Annotated in this window: 17 protein-coding genes; 11 read left to right on the top strand and 6 right to left on the bottom strand. The window is 69.4% G+C overall.

What is annotated here, in order from left to right; genetic code table 11:
• Nucleotides 1–233 precede the first annotated feature (233 nt).
• Complete coding sequence (locus ACV22V_RS19200) at nt 234–956, top strand: haloacid dehalogenase type II (protein WP_448015095.1); 723 nt, start codon at nt 234–236, stop codon at nt 954–956.
• Nucleotides 957–1,077: 121 nt separating this feature from the next.
• Here the strand turns inward: ACV22V_RS19200 and ACV22V_RS19205 are convergent, their stop codons facing one another.
• Nucleotides 1,078–2,031: a LysR family transcriptional regulator gene (locus ACV22V_RS19205; RefSeq protein ID WP_059700020.1), complete on the bottom strand. Its 954-nt coding sequence runs from the start codon at nt 2,029–2,031 to the stop codon at nt 1,078–1,080.
• Nucleotides 2,032–2,187: 156 nt separating this feature from the next.
• Here ACV22V_RS19205 and ACV22V_RS19210 point away from each other — a divergent pair, with 156 nt between their 5' ends.
• The 3 genes from ACV22V_RS19210 (at nt 2,188) to mmsB (ending at nt 6,209) form a co-directional block, all read left to right on the top strand.
• Nucleotides 2,188–3,507, top strand: a complete 1,320-nt coding sequence (locus ACV22V_RS19210) for an MFS transporter (RefSeq protein ID WP_059700018.1) — start codon at nt 2,188–2,190, stop codon at nt 3,505–3,507.
• Between the two features lie 122 nt (nt 3,508–3,629).
• Nucleotides 3,630–5,156, top strand: coding sequence for a CoA-acylating methylmalonate-semialdehyde dehydrogenase (locus ACV22V_RS19215; protein ID WP_448015097.1), 1,527 nt, complete (start codon nt 3,630–3,632; stop codon nt 5,154–5,156).
• Nucleotides 5,157–5,318: 162 nt separating this feature from the next.
• A complete protein-coding gene (gene mmsB / locus ACV22V_RS19220) occupies nt 5,319–6,209 on the top strand; it encodes a 3-hydroxyisobutyrate dehydrogenase (protein WP_448015098.1) in 891 nt (296 codons plus the stop codon).
• A 112-nt stretch (nt 6,210–6,321) separates the two neighbouring features.
• Here mmsB and ACV22V_RS19225 read toward each other — a convergent pair whose 3' ends face one another.
• Nucleotides 6,322–6,654 (bottom strand): hypothetical protein, encoded by a 333-nt coding sequence (locus ACV22V_RS19225; RefSeq protein ID WP_059524879.1) that lies wholly within the window; start codon nt 6,652–6,654, stop codon nt 6,322–6,324.
• A 348-nt stretch (nt 6,655–7,002) separates the two neighbouring features.
• Here ACV22V_RS19225 and ACV22V_RS19230 point away from each other — a divergent pair, with 348 nt between their 5' ends.
• Nucleotides 7,003–7,767 carry a DUF4397 domain-containing protein gene (locus ACV22V_RS19230; protein WP_059524878.1) on the top strand — a complete coding sequence of 255 codons (765 nt, stop codon included), beginning with the start codon at nt 7,003–7,005 and terminating at the stop codon, nt 7,765–7,767.
• Nucleotides 7,768–7,818: 51 nt separating this feature from the next.
• On the opposite strand, the gene ACV22V_RS19235 is transcribed toward ACV22V_RS19230, so the two are convergent.
• Nucleotides 7,819–8,367, bottom strand: a complete 549-nt coding sequence (locus ACV22V_RS19235) for a DUF3005 domain-containing protein (protein ID WP_223962699.1) — start codon at nt 8,365–8,367, stop codon at nt 7,819–7,821.
• Nucleotides 8,368–8,561: 194 nt separating this feature from the next.
• The gene (locus tag ACV22V_RS19240) at nt 8,562–8,816 is read right to left on the bottom strand and encodes a hypothetical protein (RefSeq protein WP_059524876.1); all 255 of its coding nucleotides are present in this window, start codon (nt 8,814–8,816) and stop codon (nt 8,562–8,564) included.
• 236 nt (nt 8,817–9,052) lie between these two features.
• Here ACV22V_RS19240 and ACV22V_RS19245 point away from each other — a divergent pair, with 236 nt between their 5' ends.
• From ACV22V_RS19245 to ACV22V_RS19255, 3 genes are read left to right on the top strand one after another with little or no spacing between them, the layout of a single operon-like run.
• Nucleotides 9,053–10,585, top strand: a complete 1,533-nt coding sequence (locus ACV22V_RS19245) for an NCS1 family nucleobase:cation symporter-1 (protein WP_448015100.1) — start codon at nt 9,053–9,055, stop codon at nt 10,583–10,585.
• A 22-nt stretch (nt 10,586–10,607) separates the two neighbouring features.
• Nucleotides 10,608–11,336: an aspartate/glutamate racemase family protein gene (locus ACV22V_RS19250; RefSeq protein ID WP_059524874.1), complete on the top strand. Its 729-nt coding sequence runs from the start codon at nt 10,608–10,610 to the stop codon at nt 11,334–11,336.
• 24 nt (nt 11,337–11,360) lie between these two features.
• Complete coding sequence (locus ACV22V_RS19255; protein ID WP_448015102.1) at nt 11,361–12,539, top strand: LysR family transcriptional regulator; 1,179 nt, start codon at nt 11,361–11,363, stop codon at nt 12,537–12,539.
• A gap of 63 nt (nt 12,540–12,602) precedes the next feature.
• On the opposite strand, the gene ACV22V_RS19260 is transcribed toward ACV22V_RS19255, so the two are convergent.
• The gene (locus tag ACV22V_RS19260) at nt 12,603–14,171 is read right to left on the bottom strand and encodes an MFS transporter (RefSeq protein ID WP_448015104.1); all 1,569 of its coding nucleotides are present in this window, start codon (nt 14,169–14,171) and stop codon (nt 12,603–12,605) included.
• Between the two features lie 100 nt (nt 14,172–14,271).
• On the opposite strand from ACV22V_RS19260, the gene ACV22V_RS19265 reads away from it, so the two are divergent.
• Entirely contained in the window at nt 14,272–15,150 is an 879-nt protein-coding gene (locus ACV22V_RS19265) for a LysR substrate-binding domain-containing protein (RefSeq protein ID WP_448015106.1), read from the top strand.
• Between the two features lie 217 nt (nt 15,151–15,367).
• Entirely contained in the window at nt 15,368–16,357 is a 990-nt protein-coding gene (locus ACV22V_RS19270; protein ID WP_448015107.1) for an ABC transporter substrate-binding protein, read from the top strand.
• 16 nt (nt 16,358–16,373) lie between these two features.
• On the opposite strand, the gene ACV22V_RS19275 is transcribed toward ACV22V_RS19270, so the two are convergent.
• Nucleotides 16,374–16,514 carry a hypothetical protein gene (locus ACV22V_RS19275; RefSeq protein ID WP_448015108.1) on the bottom strand — a complete coding sequence of 47 codons (141 nt, stop codon included), beginning with the start codon at nt 16,512–16,514 and terminating at the stop codon, nt 16,374–16,376.
• A gap of 265 nt (nt 16,515–16,779) precedes the next feature.
• On the opposite strand from ACV22V_RS19275, the gene ACV22V_RS19280 reads away from it, so the two are divergent.
• On the top strand, nt 16,780–17,856 hold the full coding sequence (locus ACV22V_RS19280) for a glycosyltransferase family 2 protein (protein WP_448015110.1): 1,077 nt from the start codon (nt 16,780–16,782) through the stop codon (nt 17,854–17,856).
• The last annotated feature ends 1 nt before the right edge of the window (nt 17,857 follow it).

Here is a 17,857-nt window from a genome sequence, read left to right on the forward strand (position 1 = left end):
TACGCGCGGTCGCGGCCGGCCTGTCGCCGGAACCCGATTCGTCTGATTATTACGCCGCCGTCACTCCTTGCGGATATGTTCGGCGAGGAAGTCGATCAGCAGCCGCACGCGGGCGGGCGACGACACGGCCAGCCGCGTTCGCGGATACGTGCTTCAATGTCGTTCGAACCGGCGTCGCGCGTTGTCACCACGCCGCGCATCGCGCCTCCCTCGACCGACCTTCACGGAATCCCATGACGAACCCTGCCGACATCAAGGCGCTCGTTTTCGACGTGTTCGGAACGATCGTCGACTGGAGAAACGGCGTCGCGCGCGAAGCCGCCACGTTCCTGGCGCGCCATGCGCCGGATCGCGATCCGTTCGAATTCGCCGATACATGGCGCAGCGAATATGCGCCGTCGATGGAGGAAATCCGCAGCGGGCGCAGGCGCTACGTGCGGCTCGACGTGCTGCATCGGGAGAACCTCGTGCGCACGCTCGACCGCTACGGGATCGACGGCGTGCCCGACGCGGAGATCGACGCGCTCAACCTCGCGTGGCACCGGCTCGATCCATGGCCCGATTCCGTCGCGGCGCTGCAGCGGCTGAAACAGCGCTACATCATCGCGCCGCTGTCGAACGGCAACATCCGGCTGATGGTCGACGTCGCGAAACACGGCGGCCTGCCGTGGGACGCGATTCTCGGCGCCGAACTCGCGCATGCGTACAAGCCGTCGCCGAAGGTCTACACCGAAGCGGTCGAGATTCTCGGCGTCGAGCCGGCCGAGGTTTGCCTGGTCGCCGCGCACAACGGCGATCTGGCCGCCGCGCGGCAACTGGGGCTCGCGACCGCGTTCGTGCTGCGGCCGACCGAACACGGGCCGAACCAGACGACGGATCTGAAAGCCGACGGCGCGTGGGATTTCGACGTCAAGAACCTGCACGAACTCGCCGATCGGCTCGGCTGTCCGGATTGACGCACGGCCGCGCGCCCCGGGTCGCGATGACGACATGAACGCACGGGTCGTCATCGCGGCCCGGTTGCGTTCGTCGTCGCCGATCGACACGGGACGGATCGCCCGTGACGCACCGCCGCGCTCAATCGCCGACGAATCGCACTTGCTCCGACTCCCCCATCAGCAATGCCCGGTTCGCGTCCGCCGCCGCGCGCAGGTAATCCCATAGCGCCGTCACGCGGCGCAGCTTGCGCAGGTCCTCGCGACACGTCAGCCAGAAGCACCGCGTGACCACCACGTCGTCCGGCAGCACCGGCACCAGCGCCGGCTGCGTGGCCGCCATGAAGCACGGCAGGATCGCGAGCGCGCCGCCCTGCAGCGCCGCGAACACCTGCGCGATCACGCTCGTCGTGCGCAATCCGGCGGTCGCGCCGGGCACCGCGCGCTCCAGATACAGCAGCTCGCTGCTGAACGCGAGATCGTCGACGTAGCTGATGAACGCATGCCGCGCGAGATCGTCGGTGCACGTGATCGGCGCGTGGCTCGCCAGATAGTCGCGCGTCGCATAGAGCCGCAACTGGTAATCGCACAGCTTCGTGACCACGTAAGGCCCGCGTTCGGGCCGCTCGAGCGTGATCGCCAGATCGGCCTCGCGCTTCGGCAGGTTGACGAAATGCGGGACCGGCAGCAGATCGACCGTCACGTGCGGATGCGCGACGCGAAACCGCGCCAGCTGCGGCGCGAGGAAAAAGCAGCCGAACCCTTCGGTCGACCCGATCCGCACGTGGCCCGACAGCGCCTCGCCGGTATTGGCGACCTGGTCGCACGCGGACTGCACGGTCGTCTCCATCGCGTCCGCGTACGCGACGAGCCGCTGCCCCTCGGCCGTCAGCGTGAAGCCGCCGGAGCGCGACTTGTCGAACAGCAGCGTGCCCATCGCGGCCTCGAGCGCGCGAATGCGCCGCGCGACGGTCGTGTAGTCGACGCCGAGACGCTTCGCCGCCCCGCTCGCGCGCTGCGTGCGGGCGACTTCGAGGAAGAAGCGCAGGTCGTCCCAGTTCAGGTTGCCGGAAACCGGCTCGGTGGCGTGTCGCATCGGCGGAAAAAAGGGCAGGAGTCTCCGGGCCGGCCGTCGATATGCATAAATGCACATCCAACCGGTTTTCTTGTCGGTACATCGTGGATCCGCGCATAACTATACTCGACCGTGACCTGCGGACCATGAGCCGCGGGCAATAAATACGGAGACACCATGCAGACGCGATCCACCCTCGATGAGCATGCCGCCGTCGCGACGCCGGCGCCCGCCCGCACCGCGAGGCACTACCTGCTGGCCGGCTGGGCCAGCATGGCCGGCACCACGATCGAGTGGTACGACTTCTTCCTCTACGGCACCGCCGCCGCGCTCGTGTTCAACCGCATCTTCTTCCCGTCGCTGGACCCCGTCGTCGGCACGCTCGCCGCGTTCGGCACATTCGCGGTCGGCTTCATCGGGCGGCCGATGGGCGGCATCGTGTTCGGCCACTTCGGCGACCGCATCGGCCGCAAGTCGATGCTGATGATCACGCTGCTGCTGATGGGCGTGCCGAGCATGATCATCGGGCTGATCCCGTCGTACGACCGCATCGGCTACTGGGCCGCCGCCCTGCTGATCGCGATGCGCTTCCTGCAGGGGATGGCGGTCGGCGGCGAATGGGGCGGCGCGGTGCTGATGGCCGTCGAGCACGCGCCGAAGGGCCGCAAGGGGCTGTTCGGCAGCCTGCCGCAGACGGGCGTCGGGCTCGGGCTGATCCTATCGTCGGTCGCGATGGCCGCGGTGGCCGCGCTGCCCGAAGCCGACATGCTGTCGTGGGGCTGGCGCGTGCCGTTCCTCGCGAGCATCGCGCTCGTCGGCCTCGGCTGGTTCATCCGCGCGAAGGTGCCCGAGTCGCCGGACTTCGAGAAGATGCAGCGCCAGGGCAAGGCCGAGAAGTCGCCGGTGACGGCCGCGCTGCGTCGCCATCCGCGCGAGGTGCTGACGATCGTCGGCGCGCGCGCCGCCGAGAACACGTGGTTCTACATGGTCGTCACGTTCGCGCTCGCCTACGCAACGCAGCAGCTGCATCTGCCGAAGGCCGACATGCTGCACGCGATCACGGCCGGCGCGGCGCTGTCGCTCGTCACGATGCCGCTGTGCGGGCATCTGAGCGACCGCATCGGCCAGCGCCGGATGTTCGCGATCGGCCTCGTGCTGATGTGCGCGTTCGCCGCGCCGTTCTTCATGATGCTCGGCACGCAGCAGACGTCGACCGCATGGTGGGCGATCGTGCTCGGCCTCGGCGTCGTGTTCCCGATTCTTTATGCACCGGAGTCGCTGCTGTTCGCGCAGCAGTTCCCGGCGGAGATCCGCTACAGCGGCATCTCGCTGTCGGTGCAGCTCGCCGGCGTGATCGGCGGCGGCTTCGCGCCGATGATCGCGACGTCGCTGCTCAAGGCCGGCGGCGGCCAGCCGCACTACGTGATCGCGTACCTCGTCGGCTTCGGCGTGTTCGCGCTCGCGTGCACCGCACTGATGCGTCCGGCACGGACGTAACGCATCGACGCACGCCGTCCCGTCCTTACCCGGTTTCCATTCGACCTGCCGTCCGCCGTGGCCGAACGCGCGACGGACGCAGGGCACCCATTTTCTTCGCACCACCGTTTCCGGAGAGTTCCATGAACGCCGCAGTTCCCCAGACCACCCTCGCCCTGCCCACCGCCAAGCTGCTGATCGACGGCGCGTTCGTCGATTCGCAAAGCGCCGAATGGGGCGACATCGTCAACCCCGCGACGCAGGAAGTGATCGGCCGCGTGCCGTACGCGACGCTCGACGAGGTCGATGCCGCGATCGCGTCCGCGCAGCGCGCGTTCCAGACCTGGAAGACGACGCCGATCGGCGCGCGGCTGCGCATCATGCTGAAGTTCCAGGATCTGGTGCGCCGCAATCTCGAACGGATCGCGCACACGCTGACGGCCGAGCAAGGCAAGACGCTGCCCGATGCGCAAGGCGACATCTTCCGCGGCCTCGAAGTGGTCGAGCACGCATGCTCGATCGGGACGCTGCAGCAGGGCGAGTTCGCGGAGAACGTCGCGGGCGGCGTCGACACCTACACGCTGCGCCAGCCGATCGGCGTGTGCGCGGGCATCACGCCGTTCAACTTCCCCGGCATGATCCCGCTGTGGATGTTCCCGATGGCGATCGTGTGCGGCAACACGTTCGTGCTGAAACCGTCCGAGCAGGACCCGCTGTCGACGATGCAGCTCGTCGAGCTCGCGATCGAGGCCGGCGTGCCGAGGGGCGTGCTGAACGTCGTGCACGGCGGCAAGACGGTGGTCGACCGCCTCTGCACGCACCCGGACATCAAGGCGATCTCGTTCGTCGGCTCGACGCGCGTCGGCACGCACGTGTACAACCTCGGCAGCCAGCACGGCAAGCGCGTGCAGTCGATGATGGGCGCGAAGAATCACGCGGTCGTGCTGCCGGATGCGCATCGCGAGCAGTCGATCAACGCGCTGGTCGGCGCGGGCTTCGGCGCGGCCGGCCAGCGCTGCATGGCGACGTCGGTCGTCGTGCTGGTCGGCAAGGCGCGCGACTGGCTGCCCGATCTGGTCGAAAAGGCGAAGGCGCTGAAGGTCAACGCCGGCGCGGAAGCCGGCACGGACGTCGGCCCGGTCGTGTCGAAGGCGGCGAAGGCGCGCATCCTGTCGCTGATCGACGCGGGCGTGAAGGAAGGCGCGACGCTGCTGCTCGACGGCCGCGACGTGAAGGTGCCCGGCTACGAGCACGGCAACTTCGTCGGCCCGACGATCTTCTCGGGCGTGACGACCGACATGTCGATCTACACGGAAGAAATCTTCGGGCCGGTGGTGGTCGTGCTCGAAGCCGACACGCTCGACGACGCGATTGCGCTCGTCAACGCGAACCCGATGGGCAACGGCGTCGGCCTCTTCACGCAGAGCGGCGCGGCCGCGCGCAAGTTCCAGAGCGAAATCGACGTCGGCCAGGTCGGCATCAACATCCCGATCCCGGTGCCGGTCCCCTACTTCAGCTTCACGGGCTCGCGCGGCTCGAAGCTCGGCGATCTCGGCCCGTACGGCAAGCAGGTCGTGCAGTTCTATACGCAGACGAAGACGGTCACCGCGCGCTGGTTCGACGACGACGCGACGGCCGGCGGCGTGAACACGACGATCGCGTTGGGCTGAGCGCGAAGCATGAGACCGGGATAAGCGCTGAAGCGCAAAGTTCGGTCGACCGCGAAGCATGGGACCGGTCTAAGCGCTAAAGCGCCAAGTCCGGTCGACCGCGAAGCATGGGACCGGACTTAGCGCTGAAGCGCTAAGTCCGGTCGACACAGGAGCCTGTACATGGAAATTGCATTCATCGGACTCGGCAACATGGGCGGCCCCATGGCCGCCAACCTGCTCAAGGCCGGCCACACGCTGGCGGTATTCGACCTCGATGCGAACGCGGTCGACGCCGCCGTGCGTGCGGGCGCGACGGCGGCCGCGTCGCCGCGTGACGCGGCCGCCCGCGCGTCGCTGGTGATCACGATGCTGCCGGCCGCGCAGCACGTGCGCGCGGTTTATCTCGGCGACGACGGCGTGCTGGCCGGCGCGCGCGCCGGCGCGACGTTCGTCGACTGCAGCACGATCGATCCGGACACCGTGCGCGCGCTGGCCGACGCCGCCGCGCAGCGCGACTTCCCGCTCGCCGATGCGCCGGTGTCGGGCGGCACCGGCGGCGCGCAGGCCGGCACGCTGACCTTCATGGTCGGCGCGGAAGGCGCGCTGTTCGAGCGCATCCGCCCGGTGCTGCTCGACATGGGGAAGAACGTCGTGCATTGCGGCGGCACGGGCACCGGGCAGATCGCGAAGATCTGCAACAACCTGCTGCTCGGGATCTCGATGATGGGCGTGTCGGAAGCGATGGCGCTCGGCGCCGCGCTCGGCATCGATCCGGCCGTGCTGGCCGGCATCATCAACACGTCGACCGGCCGCTGCTGGAGCTCGGACGCGTATAACCCGTACCCGGGCGTGAACGACGCGGCGCCCGCCGCGCGCGGCTACTCGGGCGGTTTCGCCGCGAACCTGATGCTGAAGGATCTCGGGCTCGCGACCGAAGCCGCGCGCAGCGCACGGCAGCCGGTGTGGATGGGCGCGCTCGCGCAGCAGCTTTATCAGTCGATGAGCCAGCAGGGGCTCGGCACGCTCGACTTCTCCGCGTGCGTGAAGCTGTACGAGGCGCAGCCCGCGTAACGCGGCCGGCGGACGTGCGTCGACCCGCGATGCCCGTCAACGGCATCGCGGGTCGATTCACTTCCGGAGCAGCACGGGCGTGGCGGCCACGGCCGCGCGGGCGACGCGGCGCTTATCCGCGCGGGTTCGACGCCGTCTCGAAGGTCGGATGGCACTCGAACGCGAGTTCCGAGCGCGCGTCGACGCGGCGGCCGCCGGTCACCGACTCCTGCTTCAGGCTCGCGCGCATGCCGCGCTGCGTGCAGTAGTTGGTCGCTTCGTTGACGGCTTTTTCATGGGCGTCGGCCCACGTCGTCGACACGCCGAGCGTGCGCGTCGTCACGGTGAAGACGTTCGGGTTCGACGTCGTGGTCACGTCGGAGGCGGTCGAACACGCGGCGAGCAAGCATGCAGCGGCCGCGATGGTCAACCCTCGCAGGGATCGAAAAGGTACTGGGATGGACATGGGGGGCAAGCGCACGTCGATTCGACGGCATTGAGCAACATAGGCGACAGTATGCCTGCCCGATTGCCGGAGATCATGCCCTTTTCGGTGAACACATTGTTTCGAATGGTTAAACGATGGGTGTCCGCGGCAAGATTTACGGGGCCGCGGCGCGCCCGGCGTTGCCGCCGCACCTCCGCCACACGGGCGCCCGCGCCGATTCCGTCGCGTGGGCACATCGCTTGCGACATCCATCCGCCCGCCGCCCCGGCGGACGGCAATTCCTTCCTTCAATCCGGCGCTGCGTACCGCGCGATGCCTCGCGCGGCGACCGTATCGCAATCAGGTTCCCTGAATGAGAGGACGACAATGAAATCCATTCGAACAATAGCAGCCCTGTGCTCGGTCGTTTCCATGCTCGCGGCATGCGGCGGAGACGGCAACGACGTCGGCACCGAACTCGGCATCTCGAAACCGCAGGCGCGCTTCATCAACGCGGTGCCGGCCGGCCCGAATCTCGATTACTACCTGAATGCGAAGGTCGATGCGTCGGGTGTCGCGTACAAGGGCGTCACCCGCTATCACGACATCGACTCGGGCACGCAGACCGTCAGCTACGACGTGTCGGGAACGACCACGACCGTCGCGTCGCAGTCGTTCGGCGCGGCGAACGGCCATCACTACACCACGATCGCGTTGCCGAGCACGTCGTCGGCGATTTCGGTGATCGACGATCCGTTCGACAAGAAGCTGCTGTCCGACAAGGCGCGCGTGCGCAGCTTCAACGCGTCGCCGAACGCGCAGAACGTCGACGTGTACGTCGTGCCTCCCGGCACCGACATCAACGCGCAAAGCCCGACGCTGGCGGGCGCCGCGTATCAGAACGCCGTGCCGGCATCCGGGCAGGATTCGGTCTACCTGAACGGCGGCAGCTACCAGGTGATCGTCACGACGGCCGGCAGCAAGTCGCCGATCCTGAAGACCGCACCCGTGAGCATCAACAACAATGCCGACTGGCTGCTGGTGACGATTCCGTCGGGCGGCATCGGCGACGTGACGCCGAACGACGTCCACGTGCTCGTCGCGCAAGGCAACGATGCGGACACGTCCGCGCAGGAACTCGGCCCGCAGTAACGGCCATCGGCGGACCGCCGGCCGGCGGTCCGCCTCGCGTCCATCGATACGTCAGTCGGTCCGCTCGAGGCGGATCACGTGCTCGGCCCGCGTGCCGTCGCCGTGCTCGACATCGACGTCGCCGACATAGCGGACGCGCCAGCCCGGCCGCGTCGCGATTTGCGGCATGTTGCCGCCCGGGCGGCTCTCGATCCCGCCGAGCCCTTCGTCGGGCGTGTCGACCGCGTCGTCGAGCGACGCGTTCGAATAAATCACGTTGTCGTGCCATTCGGTCGCGCCCGCACGCGCCTCCAGGCCCTTGCCGTCGACGTCGACCGTGTTGTCCGTCATCGCCATGTTGGCGTTGTCGAGCGTGACGATCCGGCCGGCCGCGCGACGCACGGGGTCGCCGCTGTCGACCGCATGCGCGTCGACGTCGATCGGCGGCAGGCCGGTCGGCGTTTTCGCCGCGACCGCCTCCGGCGTCAGCGGATGCTTCGCGACTTCGGCTGCCTGGGTCGCCGCATCCGGCATGTCGCCGGCCGCCGGCGTCTTCACCGGGCTCTTCCGGATCTGTTCCCGCTGCTGTTCCGGGGTTGGGTTCGATTCCGCGTTCTGCATCGCACCTCCTGTTCCCGACGGCGTGCGCCGGCATGACGCGGCCGGCGCCGCTCCGGGAATCGCTACAACGGTCCTTGCAAATCTTTCACGCGCAGCGCGCCGCCCGCGCACGTCCTGCGACGCACGTGCCGAGCGGCATGGCGTGACGGCGGCGCACGGGCGATCCGCCCGCGCACGCCGCCCGCTCCCGCCGATCAACCGCCGCTTGCGCCCGTCGGCGCGGATGCCGCGCCCGGCATGCTCGCCGCGCCGCCGGCCGTGCCGCTGCCCGGCATGCCCGACGGTGCGGTGGACGGCGCCGGCGCCATGCCGCCGGTGGCGCTCGTGTCCGAACTCGCGCCGGTGCCGGTGTCGCTCTTTTTCTGACAACCCGCACCCGCCGCCAGACCGGCGATCAGGATGCCGGCGAAGACGGCCCGCGATACGTGACGAATGGAATATCGCTGCATGACACCTCCGCTGATGTCGATGTGGATGGAGCCCTTCAATACGCAATTCGCGTGCCGCGCGGTCGATCCATCCCCATTCATTTTTCAAATGACGCCCAGCCGAATATTTAATTTCCCATCGCCGCGCCCGCCGCCCATACTCGCGAACAAATCCGAGACATAACGTCCACGGCGGCCGGCCCGCGCTGCGTGCACACGCTGCCGGTTCGCGCCCCGCACATGGAAGGAGACAAGGCGTGCAACTGGAAGCCATCCACCGCGCGGGCATCGTGCCCGGCGCGCACGACGCACTGCATCGAACCGATACGCCCGCGCGCGATCCCGCGTTGAGCCCGCGGCTGCACAACGCCGACCTCGCGCCGACCAAGGCCGAGGGCCGCACCTGGGGCCGCTACAGCATCTTTGCGCTCTGGACCAACGACGTGCACAACATCGCGAACTACTCGTTCGCGATCGGCCTGTTCGCGCTCGGCCTGTCGGGCTGGCAAATGCTCGCGTCGCTCGCGATCGGCGCCGTGCTCGTGTATTGCTTCATGAACCTCACCGGCTACATGGGCCAGAAGACCGGCGTGCCGTTCCCGGTGATCAGCCGGATGAGCTTCGGCATCTACGGCGCGCTCTTGCCCGCGATGATCCGCGCGGTGATCGCGATCGCATGGTTCGGAATCCAGACCTATCTCGCATCGGTCGTGCTGCGCGTGCTGCTCACCGCGATCTGGCCGGGCCTCGCCGCCTTCGACCACGATGCGATCCTCGGGCTGTCGACGCTCGGCTGGATCACGTTCGTCGCGATCTGGCTGGTTCAGATCGGCATCCTGACTTACGGCATGGAGATGGTCCGCAAGTACGAGGGGCTCGCCGGCCCGGTCATTCTCGTCACGACGCTGTCGCTCGCCGCGTGGATGTTCAGCCGCACCGGCGGCCATCTCGCGATGTCGATCGGCAAGCCGATGACCGGCCTGAAGATGTGGACCGAGGTGTTCGCGGGCGGCTCGCTGTGGCTCGCGATCTACGGCACGCTGGTGCTCAACTTCTGCGATTTCGCACGCTCGTCGCCGAGTGCGAAGACGGTGCGGGTCGGCAACTTCTGGGGCCTGCCGGTGAACATCGTGGTGTTCGCGGCGATCAGCTTCGTGCTCGCGGGCGCGCAGTTCAAGCTGAACGGCCAGATCATCCACAGCCCGACGGAAATCATCGCGACGGTGCCGAACAAGCTGTTCCTCGTGCTCGGCTGCCTCGCGTTCCTGATCGTGACGGTCGCGGTGAACATCATGGCGAACTTCGTCGCACCGGCCTTCGTGCTGACGAGCCTCGCGCCGCACCGCCTGACGTTCCGCCGCGCGGGCCTGATCAGCGCGACGGTCGCGGTGCTGATCCTGCCGTGGAACCTGTACAACAGCCCGATCGTGATCGTCTACTTCCTGTCCGGCCTCGGCGCGCTGCTCGGTCCGCTGTACGGGATCATCACGGTCGACTACTGGGTGGTGCGCAAGCAGCGCGTGAACGTGCCGGATCTCTATACCGAAGCGCCGACCGGCGCCTATTTCCATACGCGCGGCGTGAACCGCAAGGCGCTGGCGGCCCTGGTGCCGTCCGCGCTGATCTCGATCGCGCTCGCCGTCGTGCCGGCCTTCGGCGCGATGACGCCGTTCTCCTGGCTGCTCGGCGCGGCCGTCGCGGGCGGCGTGTACTGGCTGACGGCCGATCGCAAACGGCAATACGAGGAGCGCTCGGGCGAACACATCGCGGTCGCCTGCGCCCGACACTGAACGCAGCATACGGAGTGCACCGATGAGAATCCTGGTAGTCAACGTCAACACGACCGAATCGATCACCGACGCCATCGCCGCGCAGGCGCGCGCCGCCGCGTCGCCCGGCACGGAGATCGTCGGGCTGACGCCGCGCTTCGGCGCGGAGTCGGTCGAGGGCAACTTCGAGAGCTACCTCGCGGCGATCGCCGTGATGGACCGCGTGTTGAGCTACGACGAGCCGTACGACGCGGTGATCCAGGCCGGCTACGGCGAACACGGCCGCGAAGGGCTGCAGGAACTGCTGACGGTGCCCGTCGTCGACATCACCGAAGCGGCCGCGAGCGTCGCGATGCTGCTCGGCCATCGCTATTCGGTCGTCACGACGCTCGACCGCACGGTGCCGCTGATCGAGGATCGCCTGAAGCTCGCCGGGCTCGATGCGCGCTGCGCATCGGTGCGCGCGAGCGGTCTCGCGGTGCTCGAACTCGAGGAGAACCCGGCCCGCGCGATCGAGTCGATCGTCGACCAGGCCGCGCGCGCGGTGAAGGACGATCACGCGGAAGTGATCTGCCTCGGCTGCGGCGGGATGGCCGGCCTCGACCGGCAGATCGAGGAATGCACGGGCGTGCCGGTCGTCGACGGCGTGTCGGCCGCGGTCGCGCTTGCCGAATCGCTGGTGCGCCTGAAGCTGAAGACGTCGAAGGTCCGCACGTATGCGCCGCCGCGTCCGAAGCGGATCGTCGGCTGGCCGGGCACCTTCGCCAAATGACGGGCCGCGCGAACGCGTAGCGACATGCGGGACGCACCGGAGCCGAACGGCGTTGCCCTCGACGCGTCCGACGCAACCGGCGCGCTCGACGTGCTGGACGCGCGGCTGATGCGCATCCTGCTCGTGCTGCTCACCGAGCGCACCGTGTCGCGCGCGGCCGTGCGGCTGAACATGTCGCAGCCGGCGACGAGCGCCGCGCTCAAGCGCCTGCGCACGCTGCTCGGCGATCCGCTGCTGGTGCGCAGCCGCTACGGGATGGTGCCGACCGAGTTCGGCGCGCGGCTGATCGAGCCGCTGCGCAACGCGCTGCGCGTGATCGACTTCATCCGCATCCAGCAGCCGACCTTCGACGCGCGCACGTCGGTGCGCACTTACCGGATCGGCTGCCCCGACTACCTGAACGTGCTGTTCGTGCCGAAGCTCGTCGCGCTGTTCCGCGAACGCGCACCGAACGCGCAGCTCGTGTTTCATCCGCTCGGCGACGGCTTCGACGACGAACGGGCACTCGCCGACGGCGAGCTCGACGTCGTGATCGACAACCGCCCTGCCCGCTCGTCGCGGTTCCGTCAGGACGACCTGTTCGACGATCGCGTCGTGTGCCTGATGCGCGCGACGCATCCGCTCGCGCGGCGCGGCGCGATGACGGCCGCCGACTTCGCGCAGGCGCCGCAACTGTGCCCGACGCCGTCGTGGCTCGAAGCGTCCGGCGCGATCGACCGGCAGCTCGAACGCGTCGGCCTGCAACGGCGGATCGTCGTCACGCTGCCGCACTTCGAACTCGCCGCGCATGCGCTGGTGCGCTCCGACCTGATCCTGACCACCACGTACCGGCTCGCGCGCCACTACGCGAAGCTGCTGCCGCTCGGCACGGTCGCGCTGCCGGCCGAGCCGCCCGACATCGTGTACCGGATGACGTGGAACGAATCGGGCGCCTGCGTCGACGGTGTGCGCTGGCTGCGCGGGCTGATCGCCGAGGCGACGCGCGGCTGGCTCGATGCGGAAGCGGCACGGCCGGCCGTTGCGGCGGTCGCCGCGAGTGCGGATGCGGATGCGGACGCGCGAACGAACGCGCCGATCGCCGATGCCCCGCCCGAGCCGACGCGGCGCACACGCCGCCGGCAGGCGACGCATTGCGGTGCATCGCAGCGACCGCACGTCGCGCGCGCTGCGCGCATCCATCGCCTCGCGATGAAATCGCGCTGAACCGCGGGCTCGACGACGCCGCGTCGTCGTGTGCAACGGGCAGTACACGCATCGCGACAGGCGTCACGCATCGCGCATCGGTTGCGCAAGCAACGTGTATGCAATGGCGGCGACAGCAAGCGCGAGCACGCCGCTCACCGTCAGCGCGGCGGCGAATCCGCTCGCGAAGGCCGCGGGCGCCGCGTCGGCGAGCGTGCGCGCGGCCGACGGCGGCACGTGCGCCAGCGCCTGCCCGAGATCGCCGGCCAGCAGGCTCGACATGAACGGCGCATCGACGAACGCGCGCACGTCCGCCACGGCGGACAACATCCGGTCGAGTCGCGCGTGCGTGCTGGCGGCCAGCACCGCGCCGAGCACGCCGACGGCCGTCACGATCGCCGAGAAGCGGGTGGTCGTGCTGATGCCCGACGCCATTCCGGTCCGGTTCGGCGGCACGCACGCCATGATGGCCTTCTGCGTGTCGCCGTTCATGATGCCGGCACCGCAGCCCGTCACGAACATCCCGAGCGCGACGAGCCGGTAGTCGCCGAAAGCGGTCAGCGCCGCGGTCGCGAGATTGCCCGCGCCAATCAGTGCGAGCCCGCCCGCCAGCACGCCGCCGGACGACACGCGCGACGCGAGCATGCCGCCGAGCGACGGTCCCGCGATCATCGCGAACGCGAACGGCAACATCCCGAGCCCCGCGTCGATCGCCGACATTCCGAACGCGTTCTGCAGGTACAGCGGCAGGAACGTCATCATCACCTGCGCGCACGCCGCGTAGCCGAACATCGCGAGCACGGCGCCGACGAAGCGCGGCTGGCGAAACAGCGCGAGATCGATCATCGGCCGCGCCTGCCAGCGCTCCGCGCCGATGAACGCGGCCAGCAGCGCGCCGGCGAGCGCGAACCGGCCGAGCGTCGCGGCCGACAGCCAGCCGTGCGACGGCGCGCCGATCAGCGCCGCGATCGCGCACGCGAGCGCCGTGCCGAACAGCAGGCTGCCCGCGGCGTCGACCCGTTTCGCATGCGGGTCGCGCGACTCGTCGATCGCCACGCGCGCGCCGACCGCGAGCAGCGCGCACACCGGCAGATTCAGCAGGAACACCCAGCGCCAGCCGATCCACTGCGTGATCGCGCCGCCGACCAGCGGCGCGACGGCCGTCGCGATCCCCATGCACATTCCCCAGATCGCCCACGCGCGGGCGCGTTCGCGCCCGTCCGGAAAGCGGTTCGCGATCACCGCGAGCGCGGCCGTCAGCAAGAGCGCGGCCCCGCCGCCCTTCACCGCGCGCGCGGCGATCAGCCAGCCGGCCGACGGTGCGATCCCGCACCCGAGCGACGCGAGCGCAAAGAGCGCGAGCCCCGCGCCGAGCATGCGTTTGCGCCCGAAGCGATCCGCGAGCCCGCCGGCCGGCAACAGGCATGCGGCGAACGCGGTCATGTAGGCGCTCACGACCCACTCGATGTCGGCGAAACTCGCATGAAAGCTGCGCGCGACACTCGGCAGCGACACGGCGACGACGTTCGTGTCGAGCACGATCAGCGAGCACGTCGCCGAGGCGACCGCGAGCGTCGCGGCGGCCGGCAGGCGGGCATGCGCATGCGCGGCGGCGGGCGCGCCCGCGCGCGGGGCGGGAGAAGACTGGGACATCGACGGGCTCCGGAGCAAGAGGGACGAGCCGTATGCTAGGCTGGCCCGTATTGCCTGTCATTGACATACCCATGCAGTTTCATTGACGAAAATCGCAATCATGAATCCGCTCGAATTCCGTCACGTGCGCGCGTTCCTGGCCGTCGCGCAGCACCTGCATTTCGCCCGCGCGGCCGACGCGCTCGACATGGCGCCGCCCGCGCTCACGCGGCAGATCCAGGAAGCCGAGCGGGTGCTCGGCGCGCGGCTGTTCCAGCGCTCGCGCCGCGCGGTCACGCTGACGGCGGCCGGCGAGGCGTTTCTCGCCGAGGCGAGCGCCGCGTTCGAGCATCTGCAGCGCGGGCGCGAACTCGCGACGCTCGCCGAGCGCGGCGAGCTCGGCCGCCTCGAGATCGGCTATGTGTCGTCGGCCGTCTATTCGGGCACGCTGCAGCGCACGGTCGGCGCGTTCCGCGCCGCGCATCCGCGTATCGAGCTGAACCTGCGCGAGGTGCCGATGGACGACGTCGCGAAGCAGCTCGACACGGGCCGGCTCGACCTCGCATACGTGCGCCCGCCGTTGCCGCTGCCGGGCGGCCTGCGGATCGTCACGCTGCAACGCGACGTGTTCGTCGCGGCGGTGCCGGCCGATTCGCGTTACGCGGCGATGACCGCCGTGCGCGCCGCCGATCTCGCCGACGCACGCTTCGCGGTGCCGGAACAGGAACGCGGCACGCTCGAAGTCGCACGCCGCGGCCGCTTCGCGCCGGTGATCGCCGCGCGGCCGGGCGGGTTGCTCGCGGTGCTCGCGTGCGTGTCGGTGAACGGCTGGGTCGCCGTGATCCCGGACGCGCTCGCCGGCTGCGTGTCGTTGCCGGGCGTCGTGTACCGGCCGATCGCCGGCAAGCCGATCATGTCCGAGCTCGCGCTCGCGCATCGGCGCTTCGAAAAGGCGCCCGCGGTGCGCGCCTTCCTGCGCACCGTTCCGGCCGCTGGCTAGGGCCTGGGCCTGTTCGCGCCAGCAACGGACTGGCGCCGCCCCGCCGCCGCCGAGCATGCGTCGAGGGCGGCCGCGGCCGTGGCTTCTCCACACCGCCACTCACCACCCTCGCGTGAATAAGCATTTCGCGATTCGATGTTTGCCGGCGCGAAACCGATTCCGTAATCTGCCCGGCAGCCGCGCGGCTTGCGCGCGGATCACCGAGGACCTGCCGCCGATGACTTCGCCCCCCGCCCCGGCCCGCCGCCGCGCCCTGCTGCGCGTCGCCGCCCTGGCCGCCGCACCGCTGGCCGGCGCCGCCGCATCGCCCGTGCGCGCGGCCGGCCCCGACCTGTCGAACGTCACGCTGGTGCTCGGCGACCAGGCCGGCGGCCTGCGCGCGCTGGCCGAAGCCGCGCGCGTGCTCGACGGCGTGCCGTACCGGTTTCGCTGGGCGAATTTCCAGGGCGCGGCACCGTTGTTCGAAGCGCAGCGCGCGGGCGCGATCGATCTCGCGCCGGCCGGCGATCTGCCCGTGTTGACGGCCGCGCTCGGCGATCCGGCGCTGCGGATCGTCGCGACGCGCGTCGGCTCGCCGACGTCGCTCGGCATCGTCGTGCAGCCCGATTCGCCGGTACGCACCGTCGCCGACCTGAAGGGGCGCACCGTCGTCGTGTCGTCGGCGCGCGGCAGCATCTCGCAATACCAGCTGTACGGCGCGCTGCGCGAACACGGCTTCGCACCGGGCGACGTCGAGGTGCGTTTCGTGCTGCCGGTCGATGCGTTCGCCGCATTCGAGGCGAAGCAGATCGGCATCTGGGCGACCTTCGATCCGTATTACGGACACGTGGTGCGGCGCGGTGCGCGCATCGTGCGCGACGGCAGCGGGATCAATTCGGGGCTCGCGTTCCTCACGTCGCCCGTCGACACGCTCGACGATCGATCCAAGCGCGCGGCGCTGTCGGACGTGCTCGCGCGCCTGACCCGCGCCGGCCAGTGGGCCTTGTCGCACTCTTCCGATTACGCGGCCGTCTATGCGTCGCTCACGCGCCTGCCGCGCGATGCGGCCGCCGACATCGTCCGCCGCGCGGCGCTCGCGCAGCGAGGCGTCACCGGCGCGGACATCGACGTGCTGCAACGTGTCGCCGACCGTGCCGCCGCGGACGCGATCCTGCCGAAGCGCGTCGACGTCGCGTCGATCGCGATACGCAACCTGTCGGCCGCCTAATCGGTTTCGCGCGCGTTCAGCGCGGTTTCGGCACCGGCGTGCCGCCCGGTTCGCGAATGACCGTGCACCGTGCTGCGTCGACGCGCGGCGCGCCGAGGTCTTCCGCCATCGCCACCCAGAAATCGGGCGGCGCACCGGCCAGATCCTGAACCTGCATCGCGCCCTCCAGCGGTCTTGAAAACGCCATCCTGGCGCCGCCGTCCGATGTTTTCCCCGGCAAACCGGCCAGGCATGCAAATCCACCGATACGTGTTACGAATCGGCGATTCCTGCCTACAATGAACGCAATGCCTGTCGTCCGGTACGCGGTGGACGAACAGGCCGGAACCGACTTCACGCCGAACCGGGCCGGGCCCGCTCGGCGAACGACAACCGGAACCATACGGTGCAGCGCAGGCCGGATCTCTCGGGGGAACCGCAGCATGTCCACGCACGCCAGGAAGCCGCTGATATCGCTCGTCGTGCCGTTTCACGACGAAGAGGAAACGATCGACGCATTCTTTGCAGAAACGCTGCCCGTTCTCGAGTCGGTCGCCGGGGTGCGCTTCGAGATCGTCTGCATCAACGACGGCAGCCGCGACCGCACGCTCGACCGGCTGGTCGCGGTCGCCGCACGCGACCCGCGCGTGCACGTCGTGGATCTCACGCGCCGCTTCGGCAAGGAAGCGGCGCTCACCGCGGGCCTCGACGAGGCCGCCGGCGCCGCGGTGATCCTGATCGACGCCGACCTGCAGGACCCGCCCGCGCTGATTCCCGCGATGATCGAACACTGGCGCGGCGGCGCCGAAGTCGTCGCCGCGAAACGCACCGACCGGATGTGCGATCCGTACCTGCAGCGCGCGGCGGCGGCACTTTACTATCGCGTGCACAATGCGCTGTCCGAAGTCGAAATGCCGGAAAACGTCGGCGATTTCCGCCTGATGGATCGCGAGGTCGTCGATGCGCTGCGCGCGCTGCCGGAGCGGCGGCGGTTCATGAAGGGGCTGTTCGCGTGGGTCGGCTTTCGCACCGCGATCGTCGAATACACGCGCGCGCCGCGCAGCGGCGGCCGCTCGAAGTTCTCCGGATGGCGCCGCTGGAACTTCGCGCTCGAGGGCATCACGAGCTTCAGCACCGTGCCGCTGCGTGTGTGGACCTACGTCGGCCTCACGTTCGCGATGCTGTCGCTCGTGTACGGCGCCTTCATCGTGGTGCGAACGCTGCTGTTCGGCAATCCGGTGCATGGCTACCCGTCGCTGATTTCCGTCGTGCTGTTCGTCGGCGGCATCCAGTTGATCGGCATCGGCGTGATCGGCGAATACCTCGGCCGGATCTATCACGAGTCCAAGCAGCGCCCCGTCTATCTCGTGAGGCGACGCTATCGTGCCGAGCGCGATGCCGCCGGGCAGCCGGCATCGAAGCTGCTGCAGTTCCCGCTGAAGCGCGCGAACGCCGCGCGCCGCCGGACGGCGCTGCCGGCGGCAACCGGCGTCGCCGCTCGCAAGGCGTCGTCCAAGTAGA

Source organism: Burkholderia sp. AW33-5 (assembly GCF_053427615.1).

Bases quoted from the DNA above. Each gene is read 5' to 3' on its own strand.
- ACV22V_RS19215 (WP_448015097.1), top strand. From the start codon at position 3,630: ATGAACGCCGCAGTTCCCCAGACCACCCTCGCCCTGCCCACCGCCAAG.
- mmsB (WP_448015098.1), top strand. From the start codon at position 5,319: ATGGAAATTGCATTCATCGGACTCGGCAACATGGGCGGCCCCATGGCC.
- ACV22V_RS19270 (WP_448015107.1), top strand. From the start codon at position 15,368: ATGACTTCGCCCCCCGCCCCGGCCCGCCGCCGCGCCCTGCTGCGCGTC.
- ACV22V_RS19280 (WP_448015110.1), top strand. From the start codon at position 16,780: ATGTCCACGCACGCCAGGAAGCCGCTGATATCGCTCGTCGTGCCGTTT.
- ACV22V_RS19210 (WP_059700018.1), top strand. From the start codon at position 2,188: ATGCAGACGCGATCCACCCTCGATGAGCATGCCGCCGTCGCGACGCCG.
- ACV22V_RS19235 (WP_223962699.1), bottom strand. From the start codon at position 8,367: ATGCAGAACGCGGAATCGAACCCAACCCCGGAACAGCAGCGGGAACAG.
- ACV22V_RS19205 (WP_059700020.1), bottom strand. From the start codon at position 2,031: ATGCGACACGCCACCGAGCCGGTTTCCGGCAACCTGAACTGGGACGAC.
- ACV22V_RS19240 (WP_059524876.1), bottom strand. From the start codon at position 8,816: ATGCAGCGATATTCCATTCGTCACGTATCGCGGGCCGTCTTCGCCGGC.
- ACV22V_RS19250 (WP_059524874.1), top strand. From the start codon at position 10,608: ATGAGAATCCTGGTAGTCAACGTCAACACGACCGAATCGATCACCGAC.
- ACV22V_RS19225 (WP_059524879.1), bottom strand. From the start codon at position 6,654: ATGTCCATCCCAGTACCTTTTCGATCCCTGCGAGGGTTGACCATCGCG.
- ACV22V_RS19255 (WP_448015102.1), top strand. From the start codon at position 11,361: ATGCGGGACGCACCGGAGCCGAACGGCGTTGCCCTCGACGCGTCCGAC.
- ACV22V_RS19275 (WP_448015108.1), bottom strand. From the start codon at position 16,514: ATGCAGGTTCAGGATCTGGCCGGTGCGCCGCCCGATTTCTGGGTGGCG.
- ACV22V_RS19230 (WP_059524878.1), top strand. From the start codon at position 7,003: ATGAAATCCATTCGAACAATAGCAGCCCTGTGCTCGGTCGTTTCCATG.
- ACV22V_RS19265 (WP_448015106.1), top strand. From the start codon at position 14,272: ATGAATCCGCTCGAATTCCGTCACGTGCGCGCGTTCCTGGCCGTCGCG.
- ACV22V_RS19200 (WP_448015095.1), top strand. From the start codon at position 234: ATGACGAACCCTGCCGACATCAAGGCGCTCGTTTTCGACGTGTTCGGA.
- ACV22V_RS19260 (WP_448015104.1), bottom strand. From the start codon at position 14,171: ATGTCCCAGTCTTCTCCCGCCCCGCGCGCGGGCGCGCCCGCCGCCGCG.